This is a genomic window from Sphingobium sp. SA916, assembly GCF_002894065.1.
GTDB lineage: Bacteria > Pseudomonadota > Alphaproteobacteria > Sphingomonadales > Sphingomonadaceae > Sphingobium > Sphingobium fuliginis.
In genome coordinates this window covers 1-24053 of sequence record NZ_LXYF01000038.1, presented here as the reverse complement: position 1 = coordinate 24053, position 24053 = coordinate 1, and the positions used below count along the sequence as shown (strand labels likewise).

General features: G+C 65.4%; 19 protein-coding genes and 1 tRNA gene. 12 read left to right on the top strand and 8 right to left on the bottom strand.

Features of this window, described 5'->3' with window-relative positions; all coding sequences use genetic code 11:
- Positions 1 to 111 precede the first annotated feature (111 nt).
- From A8G00_RS11615 to A8G00_RS11575, 9 genes are all read left to right on the top strand, one after another.
- Positions 112 to 303, top strand: coding sequence for a YezD family protein (locus tag A8G00_RS11615; RefSeq protein WP_025549910.1), 192 nt, complete (start codon positions 112 to 114; stop codon positions 301 to 303).
- 174 nt (positions 304 to 477) lie between these two features.
- Positions 478 to 2970: a TonB-dependent receptor gene (locus A8G00_RS11610; protein WP_103000744.1), complete on the top strand. Its 2493-nt coding sequence runs from the start codon at positions 478 to 480 to the stop codon at positions 2968 to 2970.
- 162 nt (positions 2971 to 3132) lie between these two features.
- The gene (gene panB / locus A8G00_RS11605) at positions 3133 to 4005 is read left to right on the top strand and encodes a 3-methyl-2-oxobutanoate hydroxymethyltransferase (protein WP_048577961.1); all 873 of its coding nucleotides are present in this window, start codon (positions 3133 to 3135) and stop codon (positions 4003 to 4005) included.
- 74 nt (positions 4006 to 4079) lie between these two features.
- On the top strand, positions 4080 to 4778 hold the full coding sequence (locus tag A8G00_RS11600) for a tetratricopeptide repeat protein (RefSeq protein WP_025549908.1): 699 nt from the start codon (positions 4080 to 4082) through the stop codon (positions 4776 to 4778).
- Positions 4779 to 4786: 8 nt separating this feature from the next.
- The gene (locus tag A8G00_RS11595; protein WP_172451847.1) at positions 4787 to 6136 is read left to right on the top strand and encodes a PQQ-binding-like beta-propeller repeat protein; all 1350 of its coding nucleotides are present in this window, start codon (positions 4787 to 4789) and stop codon (positions 6134 to 6136) included.
- Positions 6137 to 6253: 117 nt separating this feature from the next.
- Positions 6254 to 7621 carry a ribosome biogenesis GTPase Der gene (der, locus tag A8G00_RS11590; protein WP_044661752.1) on the top strand — a complete coding sequence of 456 codons (1368 nt, stop codon included), beginning with the start codon at positions 6254 to 6256 and terminating at the stop codon, positions 7619 to 7621.
- Entirely contained in the window at positions 7608 to 7823 is a 216-nt protein-coding gene (locus tag A8G00_RS11585) for a sulfurtransferase TusA family protein (protein WP_025549906.1), read from the top strand. Before der ends, A8G00_RS11585 begins: the two co-directional genes overlap by 14 nt.
- 199 nt (positions 7824 to 8022) lie before the next feature.
- Entirely contained in the window at positions 8023 to 8466 is a 444-nt protein-coding gene (locus A8G00_RS11580; RefSeq protein ID WP_025549905.1) for an Hpt domain-containing protein, read from the top strand.
- 139 nt (positions 8467 to 8605) lie between these two features.
- Positions 8606 to 9637, top strand: coding sequence for an LLM class flavin-dependent oxidoreductase (locus A8G00_RS11575; protein ID WP_048577969.1), 1032 nt, complete (start codon positions 8606 to 8608; stop codon positions 9635 to 9637).
- Here the strand turns inward: A8G00_RS11575 and A8G00_RS11570 are convergent.
- Positions 9605 to 10726: an acyltransferase gene (locus tag A8G00_RS11570; RefSeq protein WP_044661750.1), complete on the bottom strand. Its 1122-nt coding sequence runs from the start codon at positions 10724 to 10726 to the stop codon at positions 9605 to 9607. The genes A8G00_RS11575 and A8G00_RS11570 overlap by 33 nt on opposite strands.
- Positions 10727 to 10872: 146 nt before the next feature.
- Here A8G00_RS11570 and A8G00_RS11565 point away from each other — a divergent pair, with 146 nt between their 5' ends.
- On the top strand, positions 10873 to 12531 hold the full coding sequence (locus A8G00_RS11565; RefSeq protein WP_048577965.1) for an ATP-binding protein: 1659 nt from the start codon (positions 10873 to 10875) through the stop codon (positions 12529 to 12531).
- A 4-nt stretch (positions 12532 to 12535) separates the two neighbouring features.
- Here the strand turns inward: A8G00_RS11565 and A8G00_RS11560 are convergent, their stop codons facing one another.
- The 6 genes from A8G00_RS11560 to A8G00_RS11535 all read right to left on the bottom strand — a co-directional run bounded on the left by A8G00_RS11560 (position 12536) and on the right by A8G00_RS11535 (position 21825).
- Positions 12536 to 13987 carry an MATE family efflux transporter gene (locus tag A8G00_RS11560; RefSeq protein ID WP_103000742.1) on the bottom strand — a complete coding sequence of 484 codons (1452 nt, stop codon included), beginning with the start codon at positions 13985 to 13987 and terminating at the stop codon, positions 12536 to 12538.
- Between the two features lie 106 nt (positions 13988 to 14093).
- Positions 14094 to 16817: a valine--tRNA ligase gene (locus A8G00_RS11555; RefSeq protein WP_103000741.1), complete on the bottom strand. Its 2724-nt coding sequence runs from the start codon at positions 16815 to 16817 to the stop codon at positions 14094 to 14096.
- Between the two features lie 59 nt (positions 16818 to 16876).
- On the bottom strand, positions 16877 to 18922 hold the full coding sequence (locus tag A8G00_RS11550) for a S9 family peptidase (protein ID WP_103000740.1): 2046 nt from the start codon (positions 18920 to 18922) through the stop codon (positions 16877 to 16879).
- A gap of 217 nt (positions 18923 to 19139) precedes the next feature.
- Positions 19140 to 19631, bottom strand: coding sequence for a DUF2497 domain-containing protein (locus A8G00_RS11545; RefSeq protein WP_103000739.1), 492 nt, complete (start codon positions 19629 to 19631; stop codon positions 19140 to 19142).
- A gap of 69 nt (positions 19632 to 19700) precedes the next feature.
- Entirely contained in the window at positions 19701 to 21173 is a 1473-nt protein-coding gene (locus tag A8G00_RS11540) for a TolC family outer membrane protein (protein WP_044661745.1), read from the bottom strand.
- 19 nt (positions 21174 to 21192) lie between these two features.
- Positions 21193 to 21825 (bottom strand): protein-L-isoaspartate O-methyltransferase, encoded by a 633-nt coding sequence (locus tag A8G00_RS11535; protein WP_044661744.1) that lies wholly within the window; start codon positions 21823 to 21825, stop codon positions 21193 to 21195.
- Positions 21826 to 22025: 200 nt separating this feature from the next.
- Here A8G00_RS11535 and A8G00_RS11530 point away from each other — a divergent pair.
- Positions 22026 to 22099, top strand: a tRNA-Cys gene (locus A8G00_RS11530).
- A gap of 12 nt (positions 22100 to 22111) precedes the next feature.
- Here the strand turns inward: A8G00_RS11530 and A8G00_RS11525 are convergent.
- A complete protein-coding gene (locus tag A8G00_RS11525) occupies positions 22112 to 22903 on the bottom strand; it encodes a sulfite exporter TauE/SafE family protein (RefSeq protein WP_044661728.1) in 792 nt (263 codons plus the stop codon).
- Positions 22904 to 23235: 332 nt separating this feature from the next.
- Between A8G00_RS11525 and A8G00_RS11520 the strand changes: the two genes are divergently transcribed.
- Positions 23236 to 23910 (top strand): glutathione S-transferase family protein, encoded by a 675-nt coding sequence (locus tag A8G00_RS11520; RefSeq protein WP_025549127.1) that lies wholly within the window; start codon positions 23236 to 23238, stop codon positions 23908 to 23910.
- Positions 23911 to 24053 lie beyond the last annotated feature (143 nt).

Sequence of the window (24053 nt, the reverse complement as noted above, 5' to 3'; positions counted from 1 at the left end):
CCATTTTCCGAACGATGCTTTTGGGGCGCGACAAGAGAAACTTGAGCGCCCCTTATATTTGCTTTTTTGTCTATCAATACAGTTGAGATAAAGAGCGGCTAAGAGGTGTTTATGAGTGAAAACCGATCGATTGAATTCGCCCGCAACGGCCGCAGTGACGGGCAGCGCCACGACATTGCGGTCAGCATCGAAAAGGTGCGCAGCGTGCTGGAGGCGCTTCGTTTCGGATCTGTCACGCTGACCGTGCATGACGCACGCGTCGTGCAGATCGACGTGACGGAAAAGACGCGCCTCACCGCCTGAAACAAGAGCGGGGGGAGCAAGAAGATTCAGGGTTGCTGAACAAGGCCCGCAAAGGGCCGGATAACAGGTGGCAAGGGGTGGGCCACATTTTCCATTCCCAGACCAACGGCTTTGAGCGGATCACCGCAGGGGCCGCGATCAACATTCACCGGACATCCGGAAGGGGAATATACAATGATTGCGCGTTTTCTGTTGCTCGCCGGCGTGGCGAGCGCATCCTTTATTGCGTCCACCGCATCTGCGCAGGACGCGGCTCAACCCGTTGCGGACAGCGCCGAACAAGCCACTGCCCGCGGGGAAGTGATCATCGTCACCGCCCGCCGCCGCGCGGAAACCGCGCAGGAGGTGCCGCTGGCGATCTCCGTGATCCGCGGCGACAGCATAGAGGCGACCGGCAATTTCAACGTCGTGAAGCTCCAGCAACTGGCGCCGACGCTTCAGGTCTACACCACCAACCCGCGCAACACCTCGGTCAACATCCGCGGCCTCGGCGTGCCGTTCGGCCTGACCAGCGACGGCTTCGAGCAGGGCGTCGGCATCTATGTCGATGACGTCTATAACAGCCGCGTCGCCGCCGCGACCTTCGACTTTCTGGACGTCGCCCAGGTCGAAGTGCTGCGCGGTCCGCAGGGCACGCTCTACGGCAAGAACACCACGGCCGGCGCGATCAACATCACGACCAACCAGCCGACCTTCGATTTCGAGGGCCGCGCCGAACTGACCGTCGGCAACCTCAACTACAAGCAGGCGAAGGCCGCTATTTCCGGGCCGCTGTCCGACACGATCGCCGCCCGCATCGCCGTCGCCGCGACCAGCCGCCGGGGGACGATCTACAACGTCACCAGCGACCGCTGGATCAACGAGCAGGACAATCTGGGCATTCGCGGACAACTGCTGTTCAAGCCGACCGACAATTTCAGCCTGACCCTGTCGGGCGACTACAGCAAACAGGACCCGGAATGCTGCGGCACCGTGTTCGTGCGGGTGGGCACGACGCAGCGCCCGATCACGCGCCAATATGATGAGCTGGTCAAGGCGATCAACGCCAATCCGAACCCCGCCTATCCGGGCCGCAACTATGCCGTGCCCAGCCGCAATCCTTATGACCGGCTGACCGATCTCGACAGCAACCTGAACGCTGGCAACAAGATCGGCGGCGTCTCCGCCAGGATAAAGTGGGATGTCGGCCCCGGCACGCTGACCTCCGTCACCGCGTGGCGCTTCTGGGACTGGAAGCCGGAGAATGACCGCGACTTCACCGGCCTGTCGGTCGTTTCGAAATCGCAGAACCCCTCGCAGCAGGACCAGTACAGCCAGGAATTCCGCTATAATTACGAAAGCCAGAAGATCGACTTCGTGGTCGGCCTGTTCGGCTTCAAGCAGCGGATCGACACGCAGGGCACGGAGCAGCAGGGCGCAGACGCCAGCCGCTGGAGCCTGACCGGCGCGAATGCAGGGAATCCAAGCATCCTTCAGGGGCTGACCGCGACCAACACGCAATGGCTCAAGAGCACCAGCGCGGCGCTGTTCGGCCAGCTGAGCTGGAAGGTGACCGACGCCCTGACCATCCAGCCGGGCGCGCGCCTGAACTACGACAAGAAGTCGGGCTTCTACCAGCGCGTGGTCACCACTGGCTCCGGAGCGGTCATCAACAGTTGCGCACCCACCGCGACGCAGGGCAATGCCGTGCTGACGGCGCAGTGCGGCGTCTACCAGCCGCAACTCAGCGCGCCGTCCGACAGCGCCTGGAACTTCACCTACGATTTCAACGTCAACTACAAGATCGCGCAGGACATCCTTGCCTATGCGACCTATGCCAAGAGCTTCAAGACGCTGGGCATCAACCAGAATGGCTTGCCGCTCAATTCGGACAATACGGTGAACTATGCCGTGGGCACGGTGAAGCCGGAACGGGTCAACCATTTCGAAGTCGGCCTGAAGACCCAGTTCTGGGACCGTCGGGCGACCTTCAACCTCACCGCCTTCCGCACGGAGATCGAGAATTTCCAGGCGACGGTGAACGGCGGCCAGTTCGGCACGACGCGCGGCTATCTCGCCAACGCCGACAAGGTACGGTCCCAGGGTATCGAGGCAGATTTCAAGGTCGTCGCCAGCGACCGCTTCACCGCCTATGCCAACGGCGCCTACACCGATGCCAAATATGTGAAGTTCTGCAACGCGCCGCCGCCGCCGGAACTGAGCGGCGGGTCGAGCACCGGGATTGCGGTGACCGGCAGGTGCACCTACACCGGCACACCCGGATCGGCAGCAACGGCCAATCAGGTCAGCCCCCCATTTGTCGACATTTCCGGCGAGCGTCTCCCCGGCGTGTCGAAATGGGCCTTCTCCTACGGCGCGGAATATAACATTCCGGTCACGCTGCTGGACAAGGACGGCCAGCTCTATCTGGGCGTCGACGGCAATTACCGGTCGCACTGGAACTCCAACGCCTCGCCGTCCATCTACACGGAGGTGAAGGGCTATGCCCTGACCAACTTCCGCGCCGGCTTCCGGGGTGAAGGGTTCGACATCTTCGGCTGGGTCCGCAACGCCTTCGACGTGAACTATATCGAAAATCTCCAGGTCGCGCCGGGCAATACCGGCCTGATCGCCGGTCAGCCCGGCGACCCGCAGACCTGGGGCGGTACGATCAAATTCTCGTTCTGACGATGCCCAAGGCCTCTCGATAGGGGCTGGCATCCAACGATGTTCACCCCCTGCGGGGAGCGACACGGCCCTGTCGCTCCCCGCATTTTTCAATGCCGCCCTGAACGGATTGGATACGGCCCCGATTTGCGCCCCGCGCCCCGCTGCGGTAGAGCGCATCCCATGTCCACGACCTTCACGCTCGACACGTCGACCAGCCGCGCCAACCCCACCCCCGCGCCGATGAAGCGCCTGACGGTGCCCGCCATCCAGCGCCGCAAGTTCGAGGGGAAGACGGAACAGCCGCTGGTGATGCTGACCGCCTATACCGCGCGGCAGGCGCAACTGCTCGATCCGCATTGCGACATGCTGCTGGTCGGCGATTCGCTGGGCCAGGTGATCTACGGCCTCCCCTCCACCCTGCCGGTCACGCTCGACATGATGATCGCCCATGGCGCCGCCGTGGTGCGCGGCAGCTATCACAGCGTCGTCCTCGTCGACATGCCCTTCGGCAGTTACGAAGCCTCTCCCCAACAGGCCTTCGCCAGCGCCAGCCGCGTCATGGCCGAAACCGGCTGCGCGGGCGTGAAGCTGGAGGGCGGCGTCGCCATGGCCGAAACCATCGGCTTCTTGAGCCAGCGCGGCATTCCGGTGATGGCCCATATCGGCCTCACCCCGCAGGCGGTGAACGCGCTGGGCGGCTATGGCGCGCGCGGCAAGAGCCAGGAGGAACATGCGAAGATCATCTCCGACGCCCGCGCCGTCGCGCAGGCGGGCGCCTTCGCCATGGTGCTGGAGGGGGTGATGGAGGACATCGCCGTCACCGTCACCGACAGCGTCGACGTGCCGGTGATCGGCATCGGCGCGTCGGCCCATTGCGACGGGCAGGTGCTGGTGGCGGAGGACATGCTGGGCATGTTCGAACGGGTGCCCCGTTTCGTGAAGCGTTATGAAAATATCGCGGAAACCATCGGCAATGCCGCCGCCCGCTATGCGCAAGATGTCCGGAACCGGCACTTTCCGACCGAAGATCAGGTCTATCGGCCCAAAAAGTGATTTGCGTGAGCCAAGAGCCCCGCTAATGATCGCGCCTTCCGCGTGCCGTAACTGACGAATTTCTGGAGACCCAAGTGGCCCTGACGCCGCAAAACAGCGAAGCCTTCATGCGTGAGGTCGACGAAGCCGTCCGGCAGGACCAGTTGCTGACCTTCTGGCAGCGCTTCGGCCGCTGGATCGTGGCGGCGGTGGTCATCGGCCTCGCGGCCTTCGCCGGCTGGCTCTATTGGCAGCATTATACGAAGACGCAGTCGCAGGCCGTGTCGGAAGAAATGGACAAGGTGATCGCCACGGCGGTCGGCGGCGGCACGCCCGATGCGAAGGAACTGGACAAGCTCACCCAGGCGAGCCAGCCCGGCTTCCGCGCCTCCGCCCTGCTGGTGAAGGCCGGCACCGCCGCGCGCAAGGGCGACAGCAAGGCCGCCATCGCCGCCTATAAGGCGATGGCGGATGACGGTTCGCTCGACCGCCCCTATCGCGACCTGGCGCTGATCCGCCAGACCACGCTGGAATATGAAAGCCTCGCTCCGCAGCAGGTGGTCGACCGGCTGAAACCCCTGGCCGTCGAGGGCGCGCCCTGGTTCGGCAGCGCCGGGGAACTGGTCGCCATCGCCTATATGAAGATGCGCAAGCCCGATCTTGCCGGGCCGCTGTTCGCCGCCATGGCGAAGGACAGGAACGTGCCCCAGTCGATCCGTTCACGCGCGCGACAGATGGCAGGCTTATTGGGTGTGGATGCAGTCGAAACGCCGGTCGCGGCGGGACAGGAATGATTGGGCGCATGGGAATGCACAGCATGACGAAATTTTCGGGCGCCGGCCGCGCGCTGACCGTGGCCATGATGATCGCCCTGCTGGCGGGTTGCGGCATCGTGGGCGGCAAAAAGGGCGGCCCCAAGACCCCGGTGGTCGGCAAGCGCACCTCGATCCTCAGCAATGAACAGGGGGTGGAGGTCGACCCGACGCTGGCCGACGTGCCCGTGACCCTGCCCGAACCCTATGTGAACGACCAATGGTCGCAGCCGGGCGGCAGCCCCGCCAAGACCATGGGCAATCTGGCGCTGGGCGCTTCGCCGTCGCAGGCCTGGACCGCCTCCATTTCGGGCAGCACGCCGCAGGCCCGCCTCGCCTCCGCTCCGGTGGTGGTCGGCGGCAAGCTCTATGTCATCGACGCAGAGGCGCGGGTGATTGCGTTCGACGCGGCGAGCGGTGCGAAGCTGTGGCAGACGCCCCTGCCCGCCGAAGGCAGCGGCCGGGCCCTGTTCGGCGGCGGCGTGAGCGTGATCGACGGCAAGCTCTATGCCAGCACCGGCGTGGGCGATGTCGCCGCGATGGATGCGAACAGCGGCGCGATCCTGTGGAAGAAGCGCCCCGGCGGCCCGCTGCGCGGCGCGCCGACGCTCGCCAATGGCCATGTCTATGTGATGGGGCAGGACAATCAGATCTTCGCCCTCAACCAGAGCGACGGCGAGGTGCAGTGGACCGACAGCGGCACGCTGCAAGTCACCGGCATTTTCGGCGTGGCCGCCCCCGCCGCCGCGCAGGGCACGGTGATCGCGGGCTACAGTTCGGGCGAGCTGACCGCCTATCGCTATGAAAATGGCCGGACGCTGTGGGGCGACGCGCTCTCGCGCACCAGCATCTCGACCGCCGTGGCGTCGCTGACCGACATCGACGCCGATCCGGTGATCGACCGCGGCCGCGTCTTCGCCATCGGCCAGGGCGGTCGCATGGCGAGCTATGAACTGGTGAGCGGCCAGCGTCTGTGGGAAATCAACATCGCCGGCATTTCGACCCCTTCGGTCGTGGGCGAATGGGTGTTCGCCGTCACCAGCGACGCCAAGCTGCTCTGCGTCGCCCGCGCCACGGGCAAGATCCGCTGGATCAGCCAGCTCCGCCGCTGGCAGAAGGAAAAGAAGAAGGACAAGGCGATCCGCTGGACCGGCCCGGTGCTGGCGGGCGGGCGGCTGGTGCTGGTGTCGACCCATGGCGACCTCAACTATGTCGATCCGACGACCGGCAAGATCCAGGCGGAAATCGATCTCGACCGGTCGATGTCGCTGTCGCCGATCGTCGCGAACAACACGCTTTATATCCTGGCCGATGACGGAAAGCTGACGGCATTCCGCTGACGCCACCGGCGATTTCAGGTAAACGTGCTCCTGCGAAGGCAGGAGCCCAGTCCAAATGGTGGAACTGGGCTCCTGCCTTCGCAGGAGCACCCATTTTTTAAAGGATACGGGCCTCTCATGCTGCCCACCGTTGCCATTGTCGGACGCCCCAATGTGGGCAAGTCCACCCTTTTCAACCGGCTCGTCGGCAAGAAGCTGGCGCTGGTCGACGACCAGCCCGGCGTGACCCGCGACCGGCGGGAGGGGCAGGCGAATCTGCTCGGCGTCGATTTCACCATCATCGACACCGCCGGTTATGAGGATGAGGACCCGCAGACCCTGCCCGGCCGCATGCGCATGCAGACGCAGGCGGCGGTCGAAAATGCCGATGTCGCGCTGTTCGTCGTGGACGCTCGCGCGGGCATCACCCCGCTGGACGAGGAAATCGCCCGCTGGCTGCGCGAGGGCGACGCCCCGGTCGTGCTGATGGCCAACAAGGCCGAGGGCAGGGCCGGCGACGATGGCGTGATGGAGGCGTTCAGCCTGGGCCTGGGCGACCCCGTCCCCTTCTCCGCCGAACATGGCCAGGGCCTGGCCGACCTGTTCCAGGCGCTGCTCCCCTATATCGACCGTGAGGAGGAGGAAGAGGAGGCCGAACCCGAAGAGGCCGACCTCGAATCCGCGCCGCTGAAGCTCGCCATCGTCGGCCGCCCCAATGCAGGCAAGTCGACCCTCATCAACCGGCTGCTGGGCGAAAACCGCCTGCTGACCGGCCCCGAAGCGGGCATCACCCGCGACTCCATCGCCGTCGACTGGAGCTGGACCAGCCCCGACGGCGAAGAACGCCCCGTCCGCCTGATCGACACGGCAGGCATGCGCAAGCGCGCGAAGGTGCAGGACAAGCTGGAAAAGCTGGCGGTTTCGGACGGCCTGAACGCTGTGAACTTTGCCGAAGTCGTCGTGCTGCTGCTCGATTCCACCCGCGGGCTGGAGGCGCAGGACCTGCGCATCGCGGACAAGGTGATCGAGGAAGGCCGCGCCCTCGTCGTCGCGCTCAACAAATGGGACACGGTGGAGCATGGCTCGGCGCTCTATCAGGGCATCAAGCAGGCGCTGTCCGACGGCCTCGCGCAGATACGCGGCGTGCCGATCATGACCGTCTCCGCCGCCACCGGGAAGGGGCTGGACGACCTCATCCGCGTCGCCTTCGAAACCCGCACCGCCTGGTCGCAGCGCGTGTCGACCGGCATCCTCAACCGCTGGTTCGAACGCGCGCTGGAGGCCAATCCGCCCCCCGCCCCCGGCGGCAAGCGGATCAAGCTGCGCTACATCACCCAGAACAAGACCCGCCCGCCGACCTTCGTGCTGTTCGGCACGCGGCTGGACGAGCTGCCGGAAAGCTATCGCCGCTATCTGGTGAACGGCATCCGCAAGGAATTGGGCTTCGGCGCGGTGCCGGTGCGGTTGACGCTGCGCAGCGCCAAAAACCCCTATGCCAGCAAGTGAAGCGGTTCATATCGACGCCAGGGGGATGAAATGCCCCTGGCCCGCGCTGCGCGTGGCGCGGGCGATGCGGTCCGCCGATGCGGTGACGATCGAGGCGGATGATCCGATTGCGCCAGTGGAACTGGAGGCCTTGGCCCGGCAGCAGGGTTGGACCTTCATTGCCGAGAGGCCGCATCTCTTTGCTCTCGCTCGATCGCTCTAACGATCCTCCTCCCACCGTCATGCTGAACTTGTTTCAGCATCCATCGTGCCTCTTGAACTGGACCTGGAGGAGAAATGGATGCTGAACCAAGTTCAGCATGACGATGGGGTGATATGGCGCCTTCTCCCCTCGCGCCGCAACTTAACCCCCTATTTACGCTCCTCTTCTATATTCCCCCGGCAGAACAGGGAGTGTCAGGGTGTCATATCAAGAGGCCGAACTGGTCAACTGGACCGATTTTGCCAAGTCCCGTTCGGAGCTGGGCACTGCCTTCCTCCGGATTCTGGGCTATTTCCGCGAGGACGGCGCAAAGGCGATCAGCGCGATCGAGGAAGCCTTCCGCGCCCGCAACGCCGCTGCGCTGGTCACCCCGGCCCACACGCTGAAGGGCGAGTCGGCCCAGTTCGGCGCCTATCGGCTGAGCGGCATGGCCGAGAAGATCGAGATGGTCGCCCGCCGCTGCGTCGAAAGCCGGGAAGGGCCGGACGAACTGATCGAGGACGTGGTCGCGCTTCGCCCCTGCTTCACCGAGACGATGGCCCTGCTCGACCGCGACGCCAATCCGCTGGTCGCCCGCAGGCCGCAGGGCTTCGGCCGCCGCGTCGACAATCCGGTTCAGGGATTCGGCCGCGCCGCCAGTTAAATGCGCGCCAGGGATTTGTGGGCATAAAGCGCGCCGCTCCCGCGCAGGCAGGAGCACGCAAATCTCTCCGAAGACGTCCGCTTCCTATACCTCCGAATTAGTATTGAAATAAAACCGGTCATCCCCCCATATGCGGGTCATGACCCGTTTCTCCGTTCTGGACCTTGTCCCCGTCAACGAAGGCAGTAGCGCCAGTGAGGCGCTTGGCCGCGCCGCCGCCTTTGCCGCCCATGCCGAAAGCCTTGGCTTCCACCGCTATTGGGTGGCGGAACATCATGGCATGCCCGGGATCGCCTCGGCGGCGACCGCCGTGGTCCTGGCGCATATCGGACAGGCCACCAGCCGCATCCGCATCGGCGCGGGCGGCATCATGTTGCCCAATCATGCGCCGCTGCTGATCGCGGAGCAGTTCGGCACGCTCGCGGCGCTCTTTCCCGGCCGCGTCGACCTGGGTCTTGGCCGCGCTCCCGGCTCCGACCAGCGCGTGGCGCAGGCGATGCGGCGGACGCTGACGGGCGGCCCGGACGAATTCCCTCGCGACGTGATGGAGTTGCAGGCCTATTTCGCGGGCGACAGCCGCCTCGGCTTCCAGGCGACCCCCGGCGCGGGCGAGGATGTGCCGCTCTGGATCCTCGGCTCCAGCCTCTATGGCGCGCAACTGGCCGCCGCACTGGGCCTTCCCTATGCCTTCGCCTCCCATTTCGCGCCGGGCGCGCTGGATGAGGCCATCGCCATCTACCGCCGTGATTTCCGTCCGTCGGCGCAGCTCGCATATCCCTATGTGATGGCGGGCTACAATGTCTTCGCCGCCGACACGGTGGAGGAGGCGCGGCTCATCGCCACCTCCATGCAGCAGGCCTTCGTGCGGCTGCGCACCGGGCAGCCGGGCAAGCTGCAACCGCCCGTGCCCGGCTATTATGAAAGCCTGCCGCCGCAGGCGCAGGCGATGCTGGCCGATGTGCTGAGCGCGTCGAGCATCGGCACCCAGGCCGATGTTGAGCGCGACCTGGCCGCCTTCATCCGCCGCACGCAGGTGGACGAGATCATCATCGGCGGCCAGATCCACGATTTCGAGGCGCGCAAGCGCAGTCTGGAAATCGCCATGGCGGCAGGCCAGGCGGTGGCCGGCCGAATGGCGTCAGACAGCCATCAGGCGGCCCCCGCTCAATAGCTTCGCAAGCCCCGGCGCGGCGCGGCTGAGCAGCGATCCCAGCAACACCACGGCGACCAGCACCAGCAGCGGCTGCACCAGCAGATAGGCGGGATAGAAGGGTGAGCCCAGCTTGCCGAACACGACCCCCAGCACCGGGCCGCCCAGCCAGATCAGGATGAGGTGGGAGCAGAAGAGGAAGAAGGCGAAAGGCTCGATCCGCAACAACATGCCCCGCGCCGCGCTGGCCGCCAACGACCAGGCCAGCCGCCAGAAGAACAACGCCGCCGCGACCCGCACCGCCATGTCCAGCACCGCCGTGCCGACGCCCGGCGGCAAGGCGCCCGGATGCAGGGAAATATAGAGCTGCGCGGTCATCAGCAGCGCAAAGGGCGGCGCCGCGACCATCCAGGGCAGCGCCGCCACGCGATCGGCCAGCCCCTCGCGCCGGGCGACGATGCCCATGATGAAGAAGAACAGGATCGATGCGCGCATCAGCACCGGCGGCCCCCAGCCCATGATCTGGCACAGCGCCGCCATCGCGGCGACCGCTCCCAGCGCCCAGCCCGGCAGGCGGACGAACAGGGGCGCGGCGAGCATGCACAGGAACAGGTCGCGCAGGAACGGCATCTGCACGTTGATGTCCGGATTGCGGCTGACGATGAATAGCTCCTCGAACATCCAGCCGGTGGACGAGGGCACGGGCGCGGACAGGCCCAGCATCCAGGCCGCACCCGAAACGAACAGGATCGCCAGCGCATTCCACAGGATCATCGGCAACAGGATCGTCCGCGCCTTCCGCCCGACATGGCGCAACCAGTCGTGGGTCCGCGACGACCCCTCGACCAGCCAGCCGGAAATCAGGCCCAGCAACGGCACGGCGCTGCGCCCGAAAACCTCCATCAGGCCCCAGCGCAAACTGTCCTGCGACGTGCCCCTCAGGCTTTCCAGATCATGGCCGTTCAGGCCCGTCCACGCATGGACATAGACCACGCCCAGAATGCAGATCACCCGCGCGATGGAGATCGCGTCGGAGCGCCGCGCCGCATCCGTCGTCAGCACCCGCGACACAGGATTTTCCCGATTTTCGGCCAATGTTTCAACAGCCAAGCCTGACACGCATTTCCTCTGACCATCGCGGCGCCGGGCGTGGCCGCACCATTAACATGGGTGAGCGATAAGCAGATTCTTTACCAGTCGCCGGTTAAATCGATCCGACGTGCCGGAATCCCGTCCGGTCGAAGGAAAACAGGTTCATGACCCAGATGCACGGTGCAGACCATTTCGCCGGCGCGCAGCCGCATGTCTTTCAGGCTCCGGTCGATGCCATGGGAATGGTTTTCCAGATTTCCGGGTCCAGTTCGCAATTGATCATCGACGCCTCGCGCATTGCCGCGCTGTCGCATGATCCCGATCCTTCGCTTGCCATGGCGGGGCAGGTCGGCAGCCAGGTGAAGATGCGCGTCGGCCAAGTCTGGCTGATCGCCAGCGTCCGCGCCATGACCATGGACCGGCAGGACAGCAACAGCATCATCGTCGACATCGACTTTCTGGGCGAAGGCGATGAGGAAAAGCTGACGGGGCGCATCTACCGCTTCCGCCGGGGCGTGACCCGTTACCCGACACCGGGGACGGAGGTCTATCCGGTATCGAGCGCGGACATGCAGCAGATCTATTCGGCCGACGACCGCCCCCATGTGCAGATCGGCACCGTCTATCCCACGTCCGACACCCGCGCCGCGCTTTATGTCGATTCGATGCTGGGCAAGCATTTCGCGCTGCTGGGTTCGACCGGCACCGGCAAGTCGACCAGCGCCGCTCTCATCCTGCACCGCATCTGCGACCTGTCGCCGCAGGGGCATATCGTGATGATCGATCCCCATGGCGAATATGGCGCCGCCTTCCAGCAGAATGGCGCCGTCTATGACGTCAACAACCTCGCCCTCCCCTATTGGCTGATGAATTTCGAGGAGCATTGCGAGGTGTTCGTCACCTCCGAAGGGTCGGAGCGGACGGTGGACTGCGACATCCTCGCCAAATGCCTGCTGGCCGCGCGGTCCAAGAACCGGCTGGCGGAGAGCATCGGCCGGCTGACCGTCGATTCGCCCGTCCCCTATCTGCTGTCCGACCTCACCAACATCCTTCAGAACGAGATGGGGAAGCTGGACAAGGGCACCGGATCGCTGCCCTATATGCGGCTCAAGACCAAGATCGACGAGATCAAGAGCGATCCGCGCTACAGCTTCATGTTCTCCGGCATGCTGGTCGCGGATTCGATGCAGGAATTCCTCGCCAAGATCTTCCGCCTGCCCTCCGGCGGCAAGCCGATCTCGATCATCGACGTGTCGTCCATGCCGTCCGACATCACGTCCGTCGTGGTGTCGGTGCTGTCGCGGCTGGTGTTCGACTATGCCCTCTGGGCGCGGGACGAGCCGCAGCGCCCGATCCTGCTCGTCTGCGAGGAAGCGCATCGCTACATCCCCAGCAGCACGACCGGCGGCGGTCAGGCCGTTCGCCGCATCCTGGAACGGATCGCCAAGGAAGGCCGCAAATATGGCGTGTCGCTGGGCCTCATCACCCAACGCCCGTCCGATCTGGCCGAAGGCGTGCTGTCGCAATGCGGCACGATCATCTCGATGCGCCTCAACAACGACCGCGACCAGGCCTTCGTGAAGGCCGCCATGCCCGAAGGCGCGCGCGGGTTCCTCGATTCCATCCCCGCCCTGCGCAACCGGGAGGCGATCATCTGCGGCGAAGGCGTCGCCGTGCCGATCCGCGTCGCGCTCGACAATCTGGAGGAGGAGCGGCGTCCCGCCTCGGGCGATCCGAGCTTCACGGAACTCTGGCGCCAGTCCGGCGGCGAAGCGGACATCCTCGACCGCACCATCACGCGCTGGCGCAGCCAGGGCCGGTAAGCGATTATCCCGCCGGGACGATCCGTCCGGCGGGCTCGCTCTCCGCATTGATGCTTTCGCGGCACTCCTCCTCGTCCACTGGGACGAGCAGCTTCGCCTTGCGCCAGCCGCCCTGCAGGTAAACCAGCCCCGCCAGCAGGAAGGACGACGCCGAACCGACGGGAAAGCTCAGCCACAGCGCGTCCGCCCCCAGATGCGGATAGCCCAGATGGTAGAAGCCCAGCCGCACCGCGAAGAGGGTGAAGATCAGGATCAGCAGCGGCCGCACCACCACGCCATTGGCCCGCATCACGCCGAACAGGATCATCGTGCCGCCGAACAGCACGAAGCTCCAGCTCGCCAGAAGCTGCATGTGCCAGGCGGCGGCGATGGCGGCATCGTTCCGTCCCAGGAACAAGGCCAGCAGCGGCGCGTGGAACAGCAGGATCACCGCCACCATCGTGCCGGTGATCAGCAGCAGATAACCCATGCCATAGCCGGTGATCCGGCTGATCCGGTCCCATCGCCCGGCGCCGATATTCTGCGCCGCCATGGCGCTGACCGCCGCGCCCATCGCCATGGCCGGCATCTGGAGATAGGTCCAGATCTGCTGCGCCGCGCCATAGGCCGCGGTGACCAGAAAACCCTCCCGGTTGACGAGGCCGATCATCACCAGCCCGGATGCGGACATGACGATCATCTGCAATCCCATCGGCAGCCCCTTGCCGAACAGGACGCGCATCTGGTCCGGCGCGGGGCGGAGATAAGCCAGTTCCCGCCCGCGTAGGCGCAACGGCAGATCCTTCGCATAGGTGTAGAGGACAAGGCCGATCAGGCTGACCACGCCCGCCGCCGCCGTTGCCGCGGCCGACCCGCCTATGCCCATGGCCGGGATCGGCCCCAATCCCAGGATCAGCACCGGGTTGAGCACAAGGTCGACGCCCACGCTCACGAACATGAAGATCAGCGGCGTTCGCGCATCCCCCGTACCGCGCAGGCCCATCATCATCATGACGCTCAGCAGGGAGGCGGGCATGGCAACGAAGATCACCCGCAAATAGACGAGCGCCAGGTCGAACGCCTCCGCCGGGGTCGCCAGCAGCCGCAGCAAAGCGGGCGCGCCGATCCATCCGGCGGTCGCAACGACCAGGCCCAGCAGGGTGCAGAAGCCGACGGCAGAACCGAAGGCGCGGCGCGCCGCGTCCAGATCGCCCCGTCCCACCGCCTGCGCGATCATCACCGTCGACGCCATGCCGAAGCCGAAGACGATGGAGAACATCAGGAACATGGTGATGTTGGCGTTGGCGGTCGCCGCCAGCGCCTGCGCGCCCAGGAAACGGCCGACCCAGATGGCGTTGATCGATCCATTCAGCGACTGGAGGATGTTGGACGCCAGTGTCGGGACGGCGAACAGCAGCAGGGCCGATGCGATCGGTCCCTGCGTCAGGTCCCTGGCCCGATGTTCCCCTGCAACCATGATCCCTCCTGCCCCCTTGCGGATGGGGACCGTAGGGACGCCGCATCCTTCCGGCGCGCCCCTTCCGGTCCTTTTGCCGGCGCACCCTGCCCGATGCGCCGGCCGTTCAGGCGAGCCGTTCCAGCGCCGCCTTCAATCTTTCCGCCTCGGCCGCCTTTTCGCCATGGTCCTCCCGCGCCTTGGCGACGGCCTCCGGCTTGGCCTTCTCAACGAAGCTGGGATTGGAAAGACGCGCGGACAGCGAATCCCGTTCCTTCTCCGCCGCCGCCAGCGCCTTGGCGAGCCGCGCCTTTTCGGCGGCGATGTCGATCACGCCCTCCAGCGGCAGGATGAAGGTCGCCTCGTCCACCACGATCTGCGCCGCGCCGCCCGTGACGCTGTCGCCGAAGGACAGGCTTTCCACCCGGCCCAGGCGCGCCAATGCGGCCCCCTGGCGGTCGATGCGGCGGCGGGTTTCCTCCGACGCATCATGCACGACGACGCCCAGCTTCGCGCCCGGCGGCACGTTGAGTTCGGTGCGCGCCGTCCGCATCGCGCCGATCAGGCGGATCAGCCAGTCGATCTCCGCCTGCGCCTCGCCGTCGACGGCATAGAGCGCCTGCGGCCAGCGCGCGACGATCAGTTCGCCTTCCCGCGTTCCGGTCAGATTCCATAACTCTTCGGTAATGAAGGGCATGAAGGGATGCAGCATCACCAATATCTGGTCGAACGCCCAGCCGGCCACCGCCCTTGTTTCTTCATCCATGGAGCCTTTGGTCAGCTCGATATACCAGTCGCAAAACTGGTCCCATATGAAGTGGTAGATGGCGTTGGCCGCAGCATCGAAGCGCAGTTCGGCCATGGCGGTGTCGATCGCCTGCACGGTCGCCACCGTTTCCGCGACGATCCAGCGATTGACCGGCGCCTCCGCATGGGGCGCCTCATGGCTGGTCGAGGCCGTGACGCCGTTCGATTGCAGGAAACGGGCCGCGTTCCACAGCTTGGTCGCGAAGTTGCGATAGCCCTCGACGCGCTTCTCATCCATCTTCACGTCGCGGCCCTGGCTTTCCATCGCCGCCATGAAGAAGCGCAGCGCATCCGCGCCGAACCGGTCGATCAGACCCAGCGGATCGACCACATTGCCCTTGGACTTGGACATTTTCTGTCCGTCCGCGGCGCGCACCAGTCCGTGGAGGTAGAGCTTGCGCCACGGCACCTTCTCTCGCGGATCGCTCCGCTCCGGACCCATGAACTCCATCCCCATCATCGCCATGCGCGCATCCCAGAAGAACAGGATGTCGAAGCCGGAGATCAGCAGGTCGTTGGGATAGTGGCGCTTGAGCGTCTCCGTCTCTTCCGGCCATCCCAGCGTGCCGAAGGGCCAAAGCGCGGAGGAGAACCAGGTGTCCAGCACATCGGGGTCGCGGGTCAGCCTTTTATTGCCGGCAAGAGCCTGCGCTTCCTCTTCGCTTTCCGCGACATAGGGATTGCCGTCCTCGTCATACCAGGCGGGAATCCGATGCCCCCACCAGAGCTGGCGCGACACGCACCAGGGCTGGATGTTCTCCATCCAGTTGAAGAAGGTCTTTTCCCAAGTCTTCGGCACGATCTCGATCCGCCCGTCGCGCACCGCCTGCATCGGCGCGACGGCGAGCTTCTGCGCATCGACATACCATTGGTCGGTCAGCCAGGGCTCGATCACGACGCCGGACCGGTCGCCAAAGGGCGTCTGGATGGTGCGTGGCTCGGCGTCGGTGACGACCTCCTCACCCTCCTTGTTCCTGGTGACATGCGGAACCAGCAGGCCAAGCGCCTTCATCTCCGCCACCACCAGTTCCCGCGCCCCGTCCACGCCGTCGTTGCGGAAGCGGTGCAGGCCCAGGAACCGTTCCGGGATCAGCCCGTCGGCGGTCTGGACGACATTGGCGTCGGCATCGAACATGTTGAGCATTTCGGCCGGCCTGAAACCCGCCCGCTTGCCCACTTCGAAATCGTTGAAATCATGTCCGGGCGTGATCTTGACCGCACCCGATCCCAGTTCCGGATCGGCATGCTCGTCAGCGACGATCTTGAAGCGGCGGCCAGTGATCGGCTGGAGGATGTCCTTGCCGATCACATCCCTGTAGCGCGGGTCTTCGGGATGAACGGCGACCGCCATGTCGGCCAGCATCGTTTCCGGCCGCGTGGTCGCCACGACGATATGGTCCGCGCCATTGGCAAGGCGAACGCCATCGGCCAGCGGATAGCGGAAATGCCAGAAGCCGCCCTTCACCTCCTGCGTCTCGACCTCCAGATCGGAAATGGCCGAGCGGAAGCGCGGGTCCCAGTTCACCAGCCTCTTGTCGCGATAGAGCAGCCCACGGCGGTGCAGTTCCACGAACACCTTGATGACGGCCTTGGAAAAACCCTCATCCATGGTGAAGCGCTCATTCGCCCAGTCCATGGAGCATCCCAGGCGGCGAAGCTGGCGCGTGATCGCGCCGCCGCTCTCCGCCTTCCACTCCCACACCTTCTCGATGAACTGCTCGCGCGTGTAGTTGGTGCGCTTGTCCTGCCGCGCCTCCATCTGCCGCTCGACCACCATCTGCGTCGCGATGCCGGCATGGTCGGTGCCCACCACCCACAGCGCATCCTTGCCGCGCAACCGTTCGTAGCGGATCGCGATGTCCTGCAACGTGTTGTCGAGCGCATGGCCGATATGCAGGCTGCCCGTCACGTTCGGCGGCGGGTTGACGATGGTGAAGGGCTCTGCGTCGGGCCGTTCCGGGCGGAACAGCCCCTTCTCCTCCCAATGGGCGTACCAGCGGGATTCGATTTCGGCGGGGTCGAAGGTCTTGGGCAGTTCGGTCATAGGCTGGCCTTTACGCAAGGCGGCGGCGGCGTCAACTTTCCGCCGCCTCGGGGGCGACCTTATTTCTTCGTCCACCGGTCCAGCCAGCCCAGCGCCTCGTCATACCATTGCAGCGAGTTGCGCGGCTTCAGCACCCAGTGATTCTCGTCCGGAAACACCAGCAGCTTCGAAGGCACGCCGCGCCGCTGCAACGCGGTGAAGGCCGCCAGCCCCTGCGTATAGGGAATGCGGAAGTCCTTCTCCCCCGTCACCACCAGCATCGGCGTCTTCCACCGGGTCACATGGTTGACGGGGTTCCATTTCTCGAACTCCTGCGGATTTTCATAATAGGGTCCGCCATGTTCCCATTCGTCGAACCATAGCTCCTCCGTCTCATAGGCCATGGCGCGGGCGTCGAATACGCCGTCATGCTGAACCAGGCATTTGAACCCGTCGGGCCAGTTGCCTGCGATCCAGTTCATCATATAGCCGCCATAGCTGGCGCCGAGCGCGCAGCCATTGCCCGCATCGACCTGCGCATCCTTGGTCGCGGCGGCGGCCAGACCCAGCTTCAGGTCCTCCAGCGGCTTCCCGCCCCAATCCCTGTTGATGCTGTCGGTAAAGGCCTGCCCATAGCCGGTCGAGCCGTGGAAATCGACGATCACCGCCGCATAGCCATGGGCGGCGAACGCCTTGGGATTCCAGCGATAGGACCAGCTATCGTTGAAACTGCCCTGCGGCCCGCCATGGACCAGCAGAGCCACCGGCAGCTTGCCCGCCCCCTCTTTCGGCTTCACGATCTGGCCCCAGACGGTGTCGCCATCGGCGCCCCTGAAGCTGAAGCGCTGCACCGACACGTCGTCGATCCCGGCCAGCTTGTCCGCATTCACGCTGGTCAGCCGCACGGCCCTGCCCTTGCCGCCGGGCATCTTCCAGAAATCGGCGGGCGCCTGGATGCTGTCGAGCGAATAGACGAAGCCGCCTTTGGGCAAGGGCAGGACGCTGCCCACATGCCCGGTCCGGGTCAGCCGCGCGACCCTGCCCGACGCAGCGTCCACCCTGAACACCGGATGATCCAGCACATCGTCCGCCGTGACCAGAAGGCCCTTCCCGTCCGCCGCCCAGGCGATGGACGCGACCGACCGGTCCCACGCCTCGGTCAGCGCCCTCGTCTCCCCGGTCGCGATGCTGCGCAGCATCAGCACCTGCCGGTCGCTCTCATAACCGGGCCGCTTCATCGCTGCATAGGCCAGCCATTTCCCGTCCGGAGAGACAGCGGGCATGCTGTCCATCGCATCATTGCCGTCGGTCAGGTTGACGGGCGCCGCGCTGCCGTCGGCGGGAACCGCGAAAATGTCGAGATTGGTCGAAAGGGATTCGATCCGCCCGGCCTCTCGCAGCGCGAAGAACAGGGTCTTGCCGTCCGCGCTCCACGCAATCTCCTCGGCGCCGCCAAAGGGCTTGGACGGGCTGTCCCCGACCAGCGCCCCCATGACCGACACCGCCTTGCCGCCGCCAAGCGGCATCACGAATATCCGGGAACGCTGGCCGTCCGCCCACATGTCCCAATGGCGTACGAACAGTTGGTCATAGACCCGGCCCGTGCCCGCGCCGGGCGGCGGGGCCGCCTTCACATCGTCCAATGTCTTCGCGCCTACGGGCCGGTCCGCCCACAGCGCGACCCGATCGCCCGCCGGACTCAGCAGGAAACCGGAAATCCCGCCGGGCGCCTGCGTCACCTGCTCGCTTTTGCCGCCGGTCAGGGCAACCCGCCAAAGCTGGTCGTCGCCGCTCTGGTTGGAGAGATAATAGAGCGATTTCCCGTCCGCCGAAAAGGCAGGCGCGCTTTCATTCTTATCCGCGACGGAGGCGATCATGCGGGGCGCCGCGCCCGCCTGACTCAGGTCCAGCAGGTACAGGTCCGTCCGCCCCCTGTTTCCCGCAAGATCGGTCACGCGCAACTGATAGGCCAGCCATTGCCCGTCCGGCGAAACCGCCGGCGCCGACACGCGGCGGAGGCCGACCATGTCGCTGGGCGTGAATGGCCGGGCAGAGGCCGGCGCGACGGCCAACGCCGATTGGGCCAGGGCCAGAGCGCCAAGTCCCGCCTGCAGAAGATATTTCATGGATGAACACCCTTGGATCGGATCGCGCCGCTCTCGTGCGGGCGGCGTCGACAGCTATGGACAAGGGTGTAGGCAGCGTCCCGCCATGGCGCAAGGATCAACCACCGGAGCGTAACAAAAGAACAAAGATCGTCGGATCATGATGCGTAAGGCACGCACCGCGCCCAGGACGGGCAACCGTTCGCCGCAAATAGGCGAATCAGCGCACGCTGCCGGCTCAACGGCCGGTGATGCGGGCGATTTCCTTGGCCACCATATCCTCGACCATCTGCGGCAACCGCGCGTCCAGCCATTCCTTCAGCATCGGCTTCAGCATCGAACGCACCAGCCCGTCCAGCGTATTGTCCTCGCCTTCCTTGGGCGTTACCAGCATGGAGGACAAGGCGGACAGCGAATGCCGGGCCGCCACTTCGCTCTCGACGGACAGGATGGACGCATCCTCCTGCTCGGCAACGGGCCGGGGGGTGCGGGACGTTCGGTGGGCGGGCATGGGTTCCTCCACAGCAACCTCGTCGGTCAGTTCCAGCACTTCGTCGCTGGCAGGGTCGGACATCGCCTCCGCGACCGGCACGGGCCTGACCTTCTGCGCGGCCTCGCCGCGCACGCGGCGCGGCAGGGTCTGCACCGCTTCCTCGCCCTCTTCAGCGATGATCCGCTTGATGGACGACAGGATGTCCTCCATCGAGGGTTCCTTGCTCATGTCGCCCATGGTCAACCCCTGTTCCAGTCCCCGTTAACGCCATAGCACCAAAGGAACGCCTTCGGGGTTAAAATTGCGTTAAGGCTGCGCCAAACCGGGGTCCACATTGGCGTTTTGCGCCGGGGAGTCAACGGTCCGCGTCGATTGGACCTTCGGTGCCGGGTCGAAATCCCAATCGAACCACTTGCCCTTCACCCGCTCATAATTGACCATCGGATCATAGAGGGTGCCGGTTTCAAGGTTCAGGTCGTCGGCCTCCGCATGGCCCATGGCCGCCAGCAGGCTGAAGCCGGCGACATAGGCATTGCGCCGCGCCGTCACCAGTTGAACCTTGGCGTTCACCGCCTCCTGCTCGGCATTCAAGATGTCCAGGATGGTGCGGCTGCCCACGGAATTCTCCGCCCTCACCCCTTCCAGCGACAGGTTCGCCGCGTCCACCGCCTTCTGGTTCGACTGGATGCTCTCCAGCGAGGCCTGCCAGCTCGCATAGGCGGATCGCGTCTGCGCGATGACGCCGCGCTCGACCTCGATCTCCTGCTCCATGGCCTGCGATTCGAGCGCCTGCCGCTGCCGCACCTGCGCGGCCGGACGCCCGCCCTGGTAGAGCGGAACACTGATCTGCACGCCCGCGGACGCCTGCTTGTTGATCTGCGATCCGTTGGCGCTGTTCACGGCGTTGAGCGAGTCGAGATAATTGGTGTAGCCCGCCTGGGTGAAGGCGGAGAGCGTGGGCGACACCGCCGCCTTCGCCGCCCTCACATCATAGGCCGTCGCTTCCCGGCTCTTGGCCGCGGCCAGGATGTCCGGATTGTCCTTCAGCGCGACCTGCACTGCGGCGTCGGGCGTCGCGGGCAGTCCGGGCAGTTCGGGCGGCGGCTGAAGATCGCCCGGCGCCTCACCCACCAGCGCGATGTAATTTTCCCGGCTGGCGATCAGATTCGCTTCCGCCGTCTGGAGATTGGAGCGGGCGAGCGCCAGCCGCGACTCGGACTGCGCGACATCCGTCCGGGTCACGTCACCCACTTCGAAGCGGTCGCTGGTCGCCTGGAGATTGACCTCCAGCGCCTTCACATTGGCCTGGTTGAGCGCGACCACCGCACTGTCGCGGATCACGTCCATATAGGCGGCCACCACCTGCGAAAAGACGCTCGCCTCGGTCCCGCGCAGATCGGCCTGGCCCGCGGCAACGCGGGTCTTCGCCGCCTTCACGCCGTTACGCACGGCGCCGCCGGAATAGACCGGCACGGTCAATTGCGCGTTCGCATCCACCGTCCGCTGCGGCGAGGTGAAGCTGATCGTCGGCTTGAGAATGCTCTCCGTATAGGTTCCGGTCGCTCCCAGAGAGGGCCGACCCGCCGCCTTCTGCAGCGGCACATTCTCGTCGGTCGCCCGCTGCCCGGCACGCGCGCCCGTCAACGTCGGGTTGGACCGGTAGGCCTTGGCCAACGCCCCCTGCAACGTCTCCGCATGGGCCGCGCCCGCCAGCGTGGAGGACATCGACAGCAACAGGATGAGGGCGGCGCGCCCCGGAAGCTGAACTTTTGCCGTCATGTCCCCCCAACAGGCCCTTTCAGAACACAAATCTTTCCGGCGCCGCGAAGCCCGGAAGCACAACCATTTCGATGTCGGCGAGGCGGGAAAGACCCAGCACGCCCGACACCACCCGGCCGCTGCACAGACGGGTGACGCCGCGCTCGACGATACCCGTCACCACCCGCGCGCCATCGGCAAGCTGCTGAACGAGCGCGGCGGGCACTTCCTCCACCGCGCCGTCGACAAACAGCACGTCATAAGGCGCGCCGGCCGCGGAACCGGCATTCAGGGGGCCACGGACAAGGGTGATGCCGTCGACCGCGATCTGCGGCCCGCCCTCTTCCTCGACGGCGGTGACCTGCGCGCCCAGCGCCGCGAGCAGTGCCGCGCTGTAACCGGTCGCCGCGCCGATCAGCAGCACCTTGTCGCCCTTGAGGATCTGCGCTTCCTTGAGCAGGCGGCCCGTCACCAGCGGCGGATTGAGCGCACGCCCGTTCGCCAGCGGGACCGGCCGGTCGACATAGGCCATCGCCCGCCGCTCGGCCGGCACGAATTCCTCGCGCGCCACATGCGCCATCGCCGCGATCACGCGCTGATCGTCCACATCGCTGGTGCGAAGCTGGCTTTCGACCATGGCGGTCCGCATCGATGAAAAATTCTGCTCGGTCACGACAATTCCTCGACTGGGATAGCTTTTAGAAAAGCTGTATTAGGAAAGCAATACAGCAAAGATATAATCGGACCTCTAAATCAGCGGACAAGCCACGCCAAGCGGCTTTGCGCGCCGTGGCGCCAGAATCTTGCGCCCCAATATAACAGCGCTGCTTGACTTTGCATCAAAAGCCGCACATTTGCGGCCACCCATGCCGAGGCCCGATGGCGGAGTGGTGACGCAGCGGACTGCAAATCCGTATACGCCGGTTCGATTCCGGCTCGGGCCTCCAGACAATTTCCCGTCAGGCGATCAACCGCCATCCCACCACCACCAGCACCGCCGCCAGCAAGGGCTGAAGCACGCGGTCCGACGTGCGCGTCGCCAGCAGAGACCCGATCACGATGCCCGGCAGCGATCCGGCCAGCAGGTTGACCAGCAGCACCGGGTTGACGTTGCCGATCCACAAATGGCCAAGCCCGGCCACCAGGGTCAGCGGCACGGCATGGACGATGTCGGTCGCCACCAGCCGCTGCATCCGCATGCGCAGCGGGTAGAGCGCCAGCAGCAGCGTCGCGCCGATCGCCCCTGCCCCGACCGAAGTCAGCGTCACCATCGCGCCCAGCAACGCCCCCGCCAGCACGGTCAATGCCGGCTGCCAGCGGGTAAAGCGGTCGGCCGTGCCGACCCGGCGGGCCAGCGCCCATTGATGGAACCGCCCGCGCAGCAGGGTCGCGACCGCCGTGCCGATCAGCACCACGCCCAGCGCGCCCGTGATCACGCCGGTCTTGATCTGCCCGAGATGCATCTGCGACAGGATCGCCAGGACGATCAGCGATGCGGGAATGCTGCCGATCATCAGGCGCTTTACCACATCATAGTCCGGCCCGCCCTCCGCGCCGCCCTGATGGTGGTGCACCGCGCCCCCGACTGCCTTGGTGATCGATGCGAACCACAGGTCGGTGCCGACCGCCGTGGTGGGCGCGACGCCGAACAGCAGGATCAGGATCGGCGCCATCAGCGATCCGCCCCCCACGCCGGTCATGCCAACCATCAGGCCGACAAAAAGGCCCGCGATCGCGTGCAACCAATCCATATTCCGCCCCAAACTCATTACGTCGTGAAATCGACCGACGTGTAAGGCCGAAAAACCATGCCAGCCAGCCCCCTTTTGGATTGGAAATTTATCGTCGCCAAAACAAATGCTGTTGAATGCATGAATGGCGCGATCCCCTCGACTTTCCGCGCCCGCCTCGTCTAAAGACCATTGGACAATGCGCCTTCATGGTGCATGGCGTCGCCGGCCCTTTTTCGCCTCCCGGCCACCCAGCGGCATCCTGATATGAGCGGGTGGGAGGGGCAGAGAACCGGCGCCGCATCGAAATTGGCTCTTTCGCGCATTTCCAAACAGGCTCTAAAGACAGGGGCATGATGAAGCTGTTCATTGGCAACAAGGCCTATTCGAGCTGGTCGCTGCGCGGCTGGCTGGCGTGCAAGCTGTCCGGCCTTCCCTTCGAGGAAGTGGTCGTGCCGCTTTATGACGAGGCATGGGAGAAGCGGCGCGAAGGCGACGAATTCGCGCCCTCTTCCGGCAAGGTGCCCATATTGTGGGACGGCGATGACATCGTCGTGTGGGACAGCCTGGCGATCGTCGAATATCTGAACGAAAAGTCGGGCGGCGACAGATTCTGGCCGGCCGATACCGCCGCCCGGGCCATGGCCCGTTCGATGGCGGCGGAAATGCATTCAAGCTTCGCCGCGTTGCGCCGCGAGCACAGCATGAACATCCGCCAGATCTATGCCCCCGTCCCGCCGTCCGAAGCGGTGACTCAGGACATAGCGCGCATCATGCAGCTCTGGGCGCAGGCCCGCGCCCGCCATGGCGGCGAGGGGGAATTCCTGTTCGGAGACTTCAGTGCGGTCGATGTGATGTTCGCGCCGGTCGTGACGCGCTTCATCACCTATCAACTGCCCGTGCCGCGCTTTGCGGAGGCTTATATGCGCGCGGTCATCAACCATCCCTGGATGCAGGAATGGATCGGCGGCGCCCAGGCGGAAGAATGGGTGATCGACAAGTTCGAAACACCGCCGCAATTGGGGTGAGGCCGGTTTTGGCCAATCCAAGACATTCCCCTCCCGCAGGCGGGAGGGGTTAGGGGTGGGTGCGAGCGCAGCGAGCTTCCAGCTTAGCCGTTGAAAATTCACGCTGATGTCGCGCCAGCCCACCCCCTAGCCCCCTCCCGCCT

What these genes read in the sequence shown, in the direction of transcription:
- der (WP_044661752.1), top strand. Translation starts at nt 6,254, where the DNA reads ATGCTGCCCACCGTTGCCATTGTCGGACGCCCCAATGTGGGCAAGTCC.
- panB (WP_048577961.1), top strand. Translation starts at nt 3,133, where the DNA reads ATGTCCACGACCTTCACGCTCGACACGTCGACCAGCCGCGCCAACCCC.
- A8G00_RS11575 (WP_048577969.1), top strand. Translation starts at nt 8,606, where the DNA reads ATGACCCGTTTCTCCGTTCTGGACCTTGTCCCCGTCAACGAAGGCAGT.
- A8G00_RS11520 (WP_025549127.1), top strand. Translation starts at nt 23,236, where the DNA reads ATGATGAAGCTGTTCATTGGCAACAAGGCCTATTCGAGCTGGTCGCTG.
- A8G00_RS11585 (WP_025549906.1), top strand. Translation starts at nt 7,608, where the DNA reads ATGCCAGCAAGTGAAGCGGTTCATATCGACGCCAGGGGGATGAAATGC.
- A8G00_RS11610 (WP_103000744.1), top strand. Translation starts at nt 478, where the DNA reads ATGATTGCGCGTTTTCTGTTGCTCGCCGGCGTGGCGAGCGCATCCTTT.
- A8G00_RS11615 (WP_025549910.1), top strand. Translation starts at nt 112, where the DNA reads ATGAGTGAAAACCGATCGATTGAATTCGCCCGCAACGGCCGCAGTGAC.
- A8G00_RS11555 (WP_103000741.1), bottom strand. Translation starts at nt 16,817, where the DNA reads ATGACCGAACTGCCCAAGACCTTCGACCCCGCCGAAATCGAATCCCGC.
- A8G00_RS11525 (WP_044661728.1), bottom strand. Translation starts at nt 22,903, where the DNA reads ATGGATTGGTTGCACGCGATCGCGGGCCTTTTTGTCGGCCTGATGGTT.
- A8G00_RS11595 (WP_172451847.1), top strand. Translation starts at nt 4,787, where the DNA reads ATGGGAATGCACAGCATGACGAAATTTTCGGGCGCCGGCCGCGCGCTG.
- A8G00_RS11550 (WP_103000740.1), bottom strand. Translation starts at nt 18,922, where the DNA reads ATGAAATATCTTCTGCAGGCGGGACTTGGCGCTCTGGCCCTGGCCCAA.
- A8G00_RS11545 (WP_103000739.1), bottom strand. Translation starts at nt 19,631, where the DNA reads ATGGGCGACATGAGCAAGGAACCCTCGATGGAGGACATCCTGTCGTCC.
- A8G00_RS11560 (WP_103000742.1), bottom strand. Translation starts at nt 13,987, where the DNA reads ATGGTTGCAGGGGAACATCGGGCCAGGGACCTGACGCAGGGACCGATC.
- A8G00_RS11540 (WP_044661745.1), bottom strand. Translation starts at nt 21,173, where the DNA reads ATGACGGCAAAAGTTCAGCTTCCGGGGCGCGCCGCCCTCATCCTGTTG.
- A8G00_RS11565 (WP_048577965.1), top strand. Translation starts at nt 10,873, where the DNA reads ATGACCCAGATGCACGGTGCAGACCATTTCGCCGGCGCGCAGCCGCAT.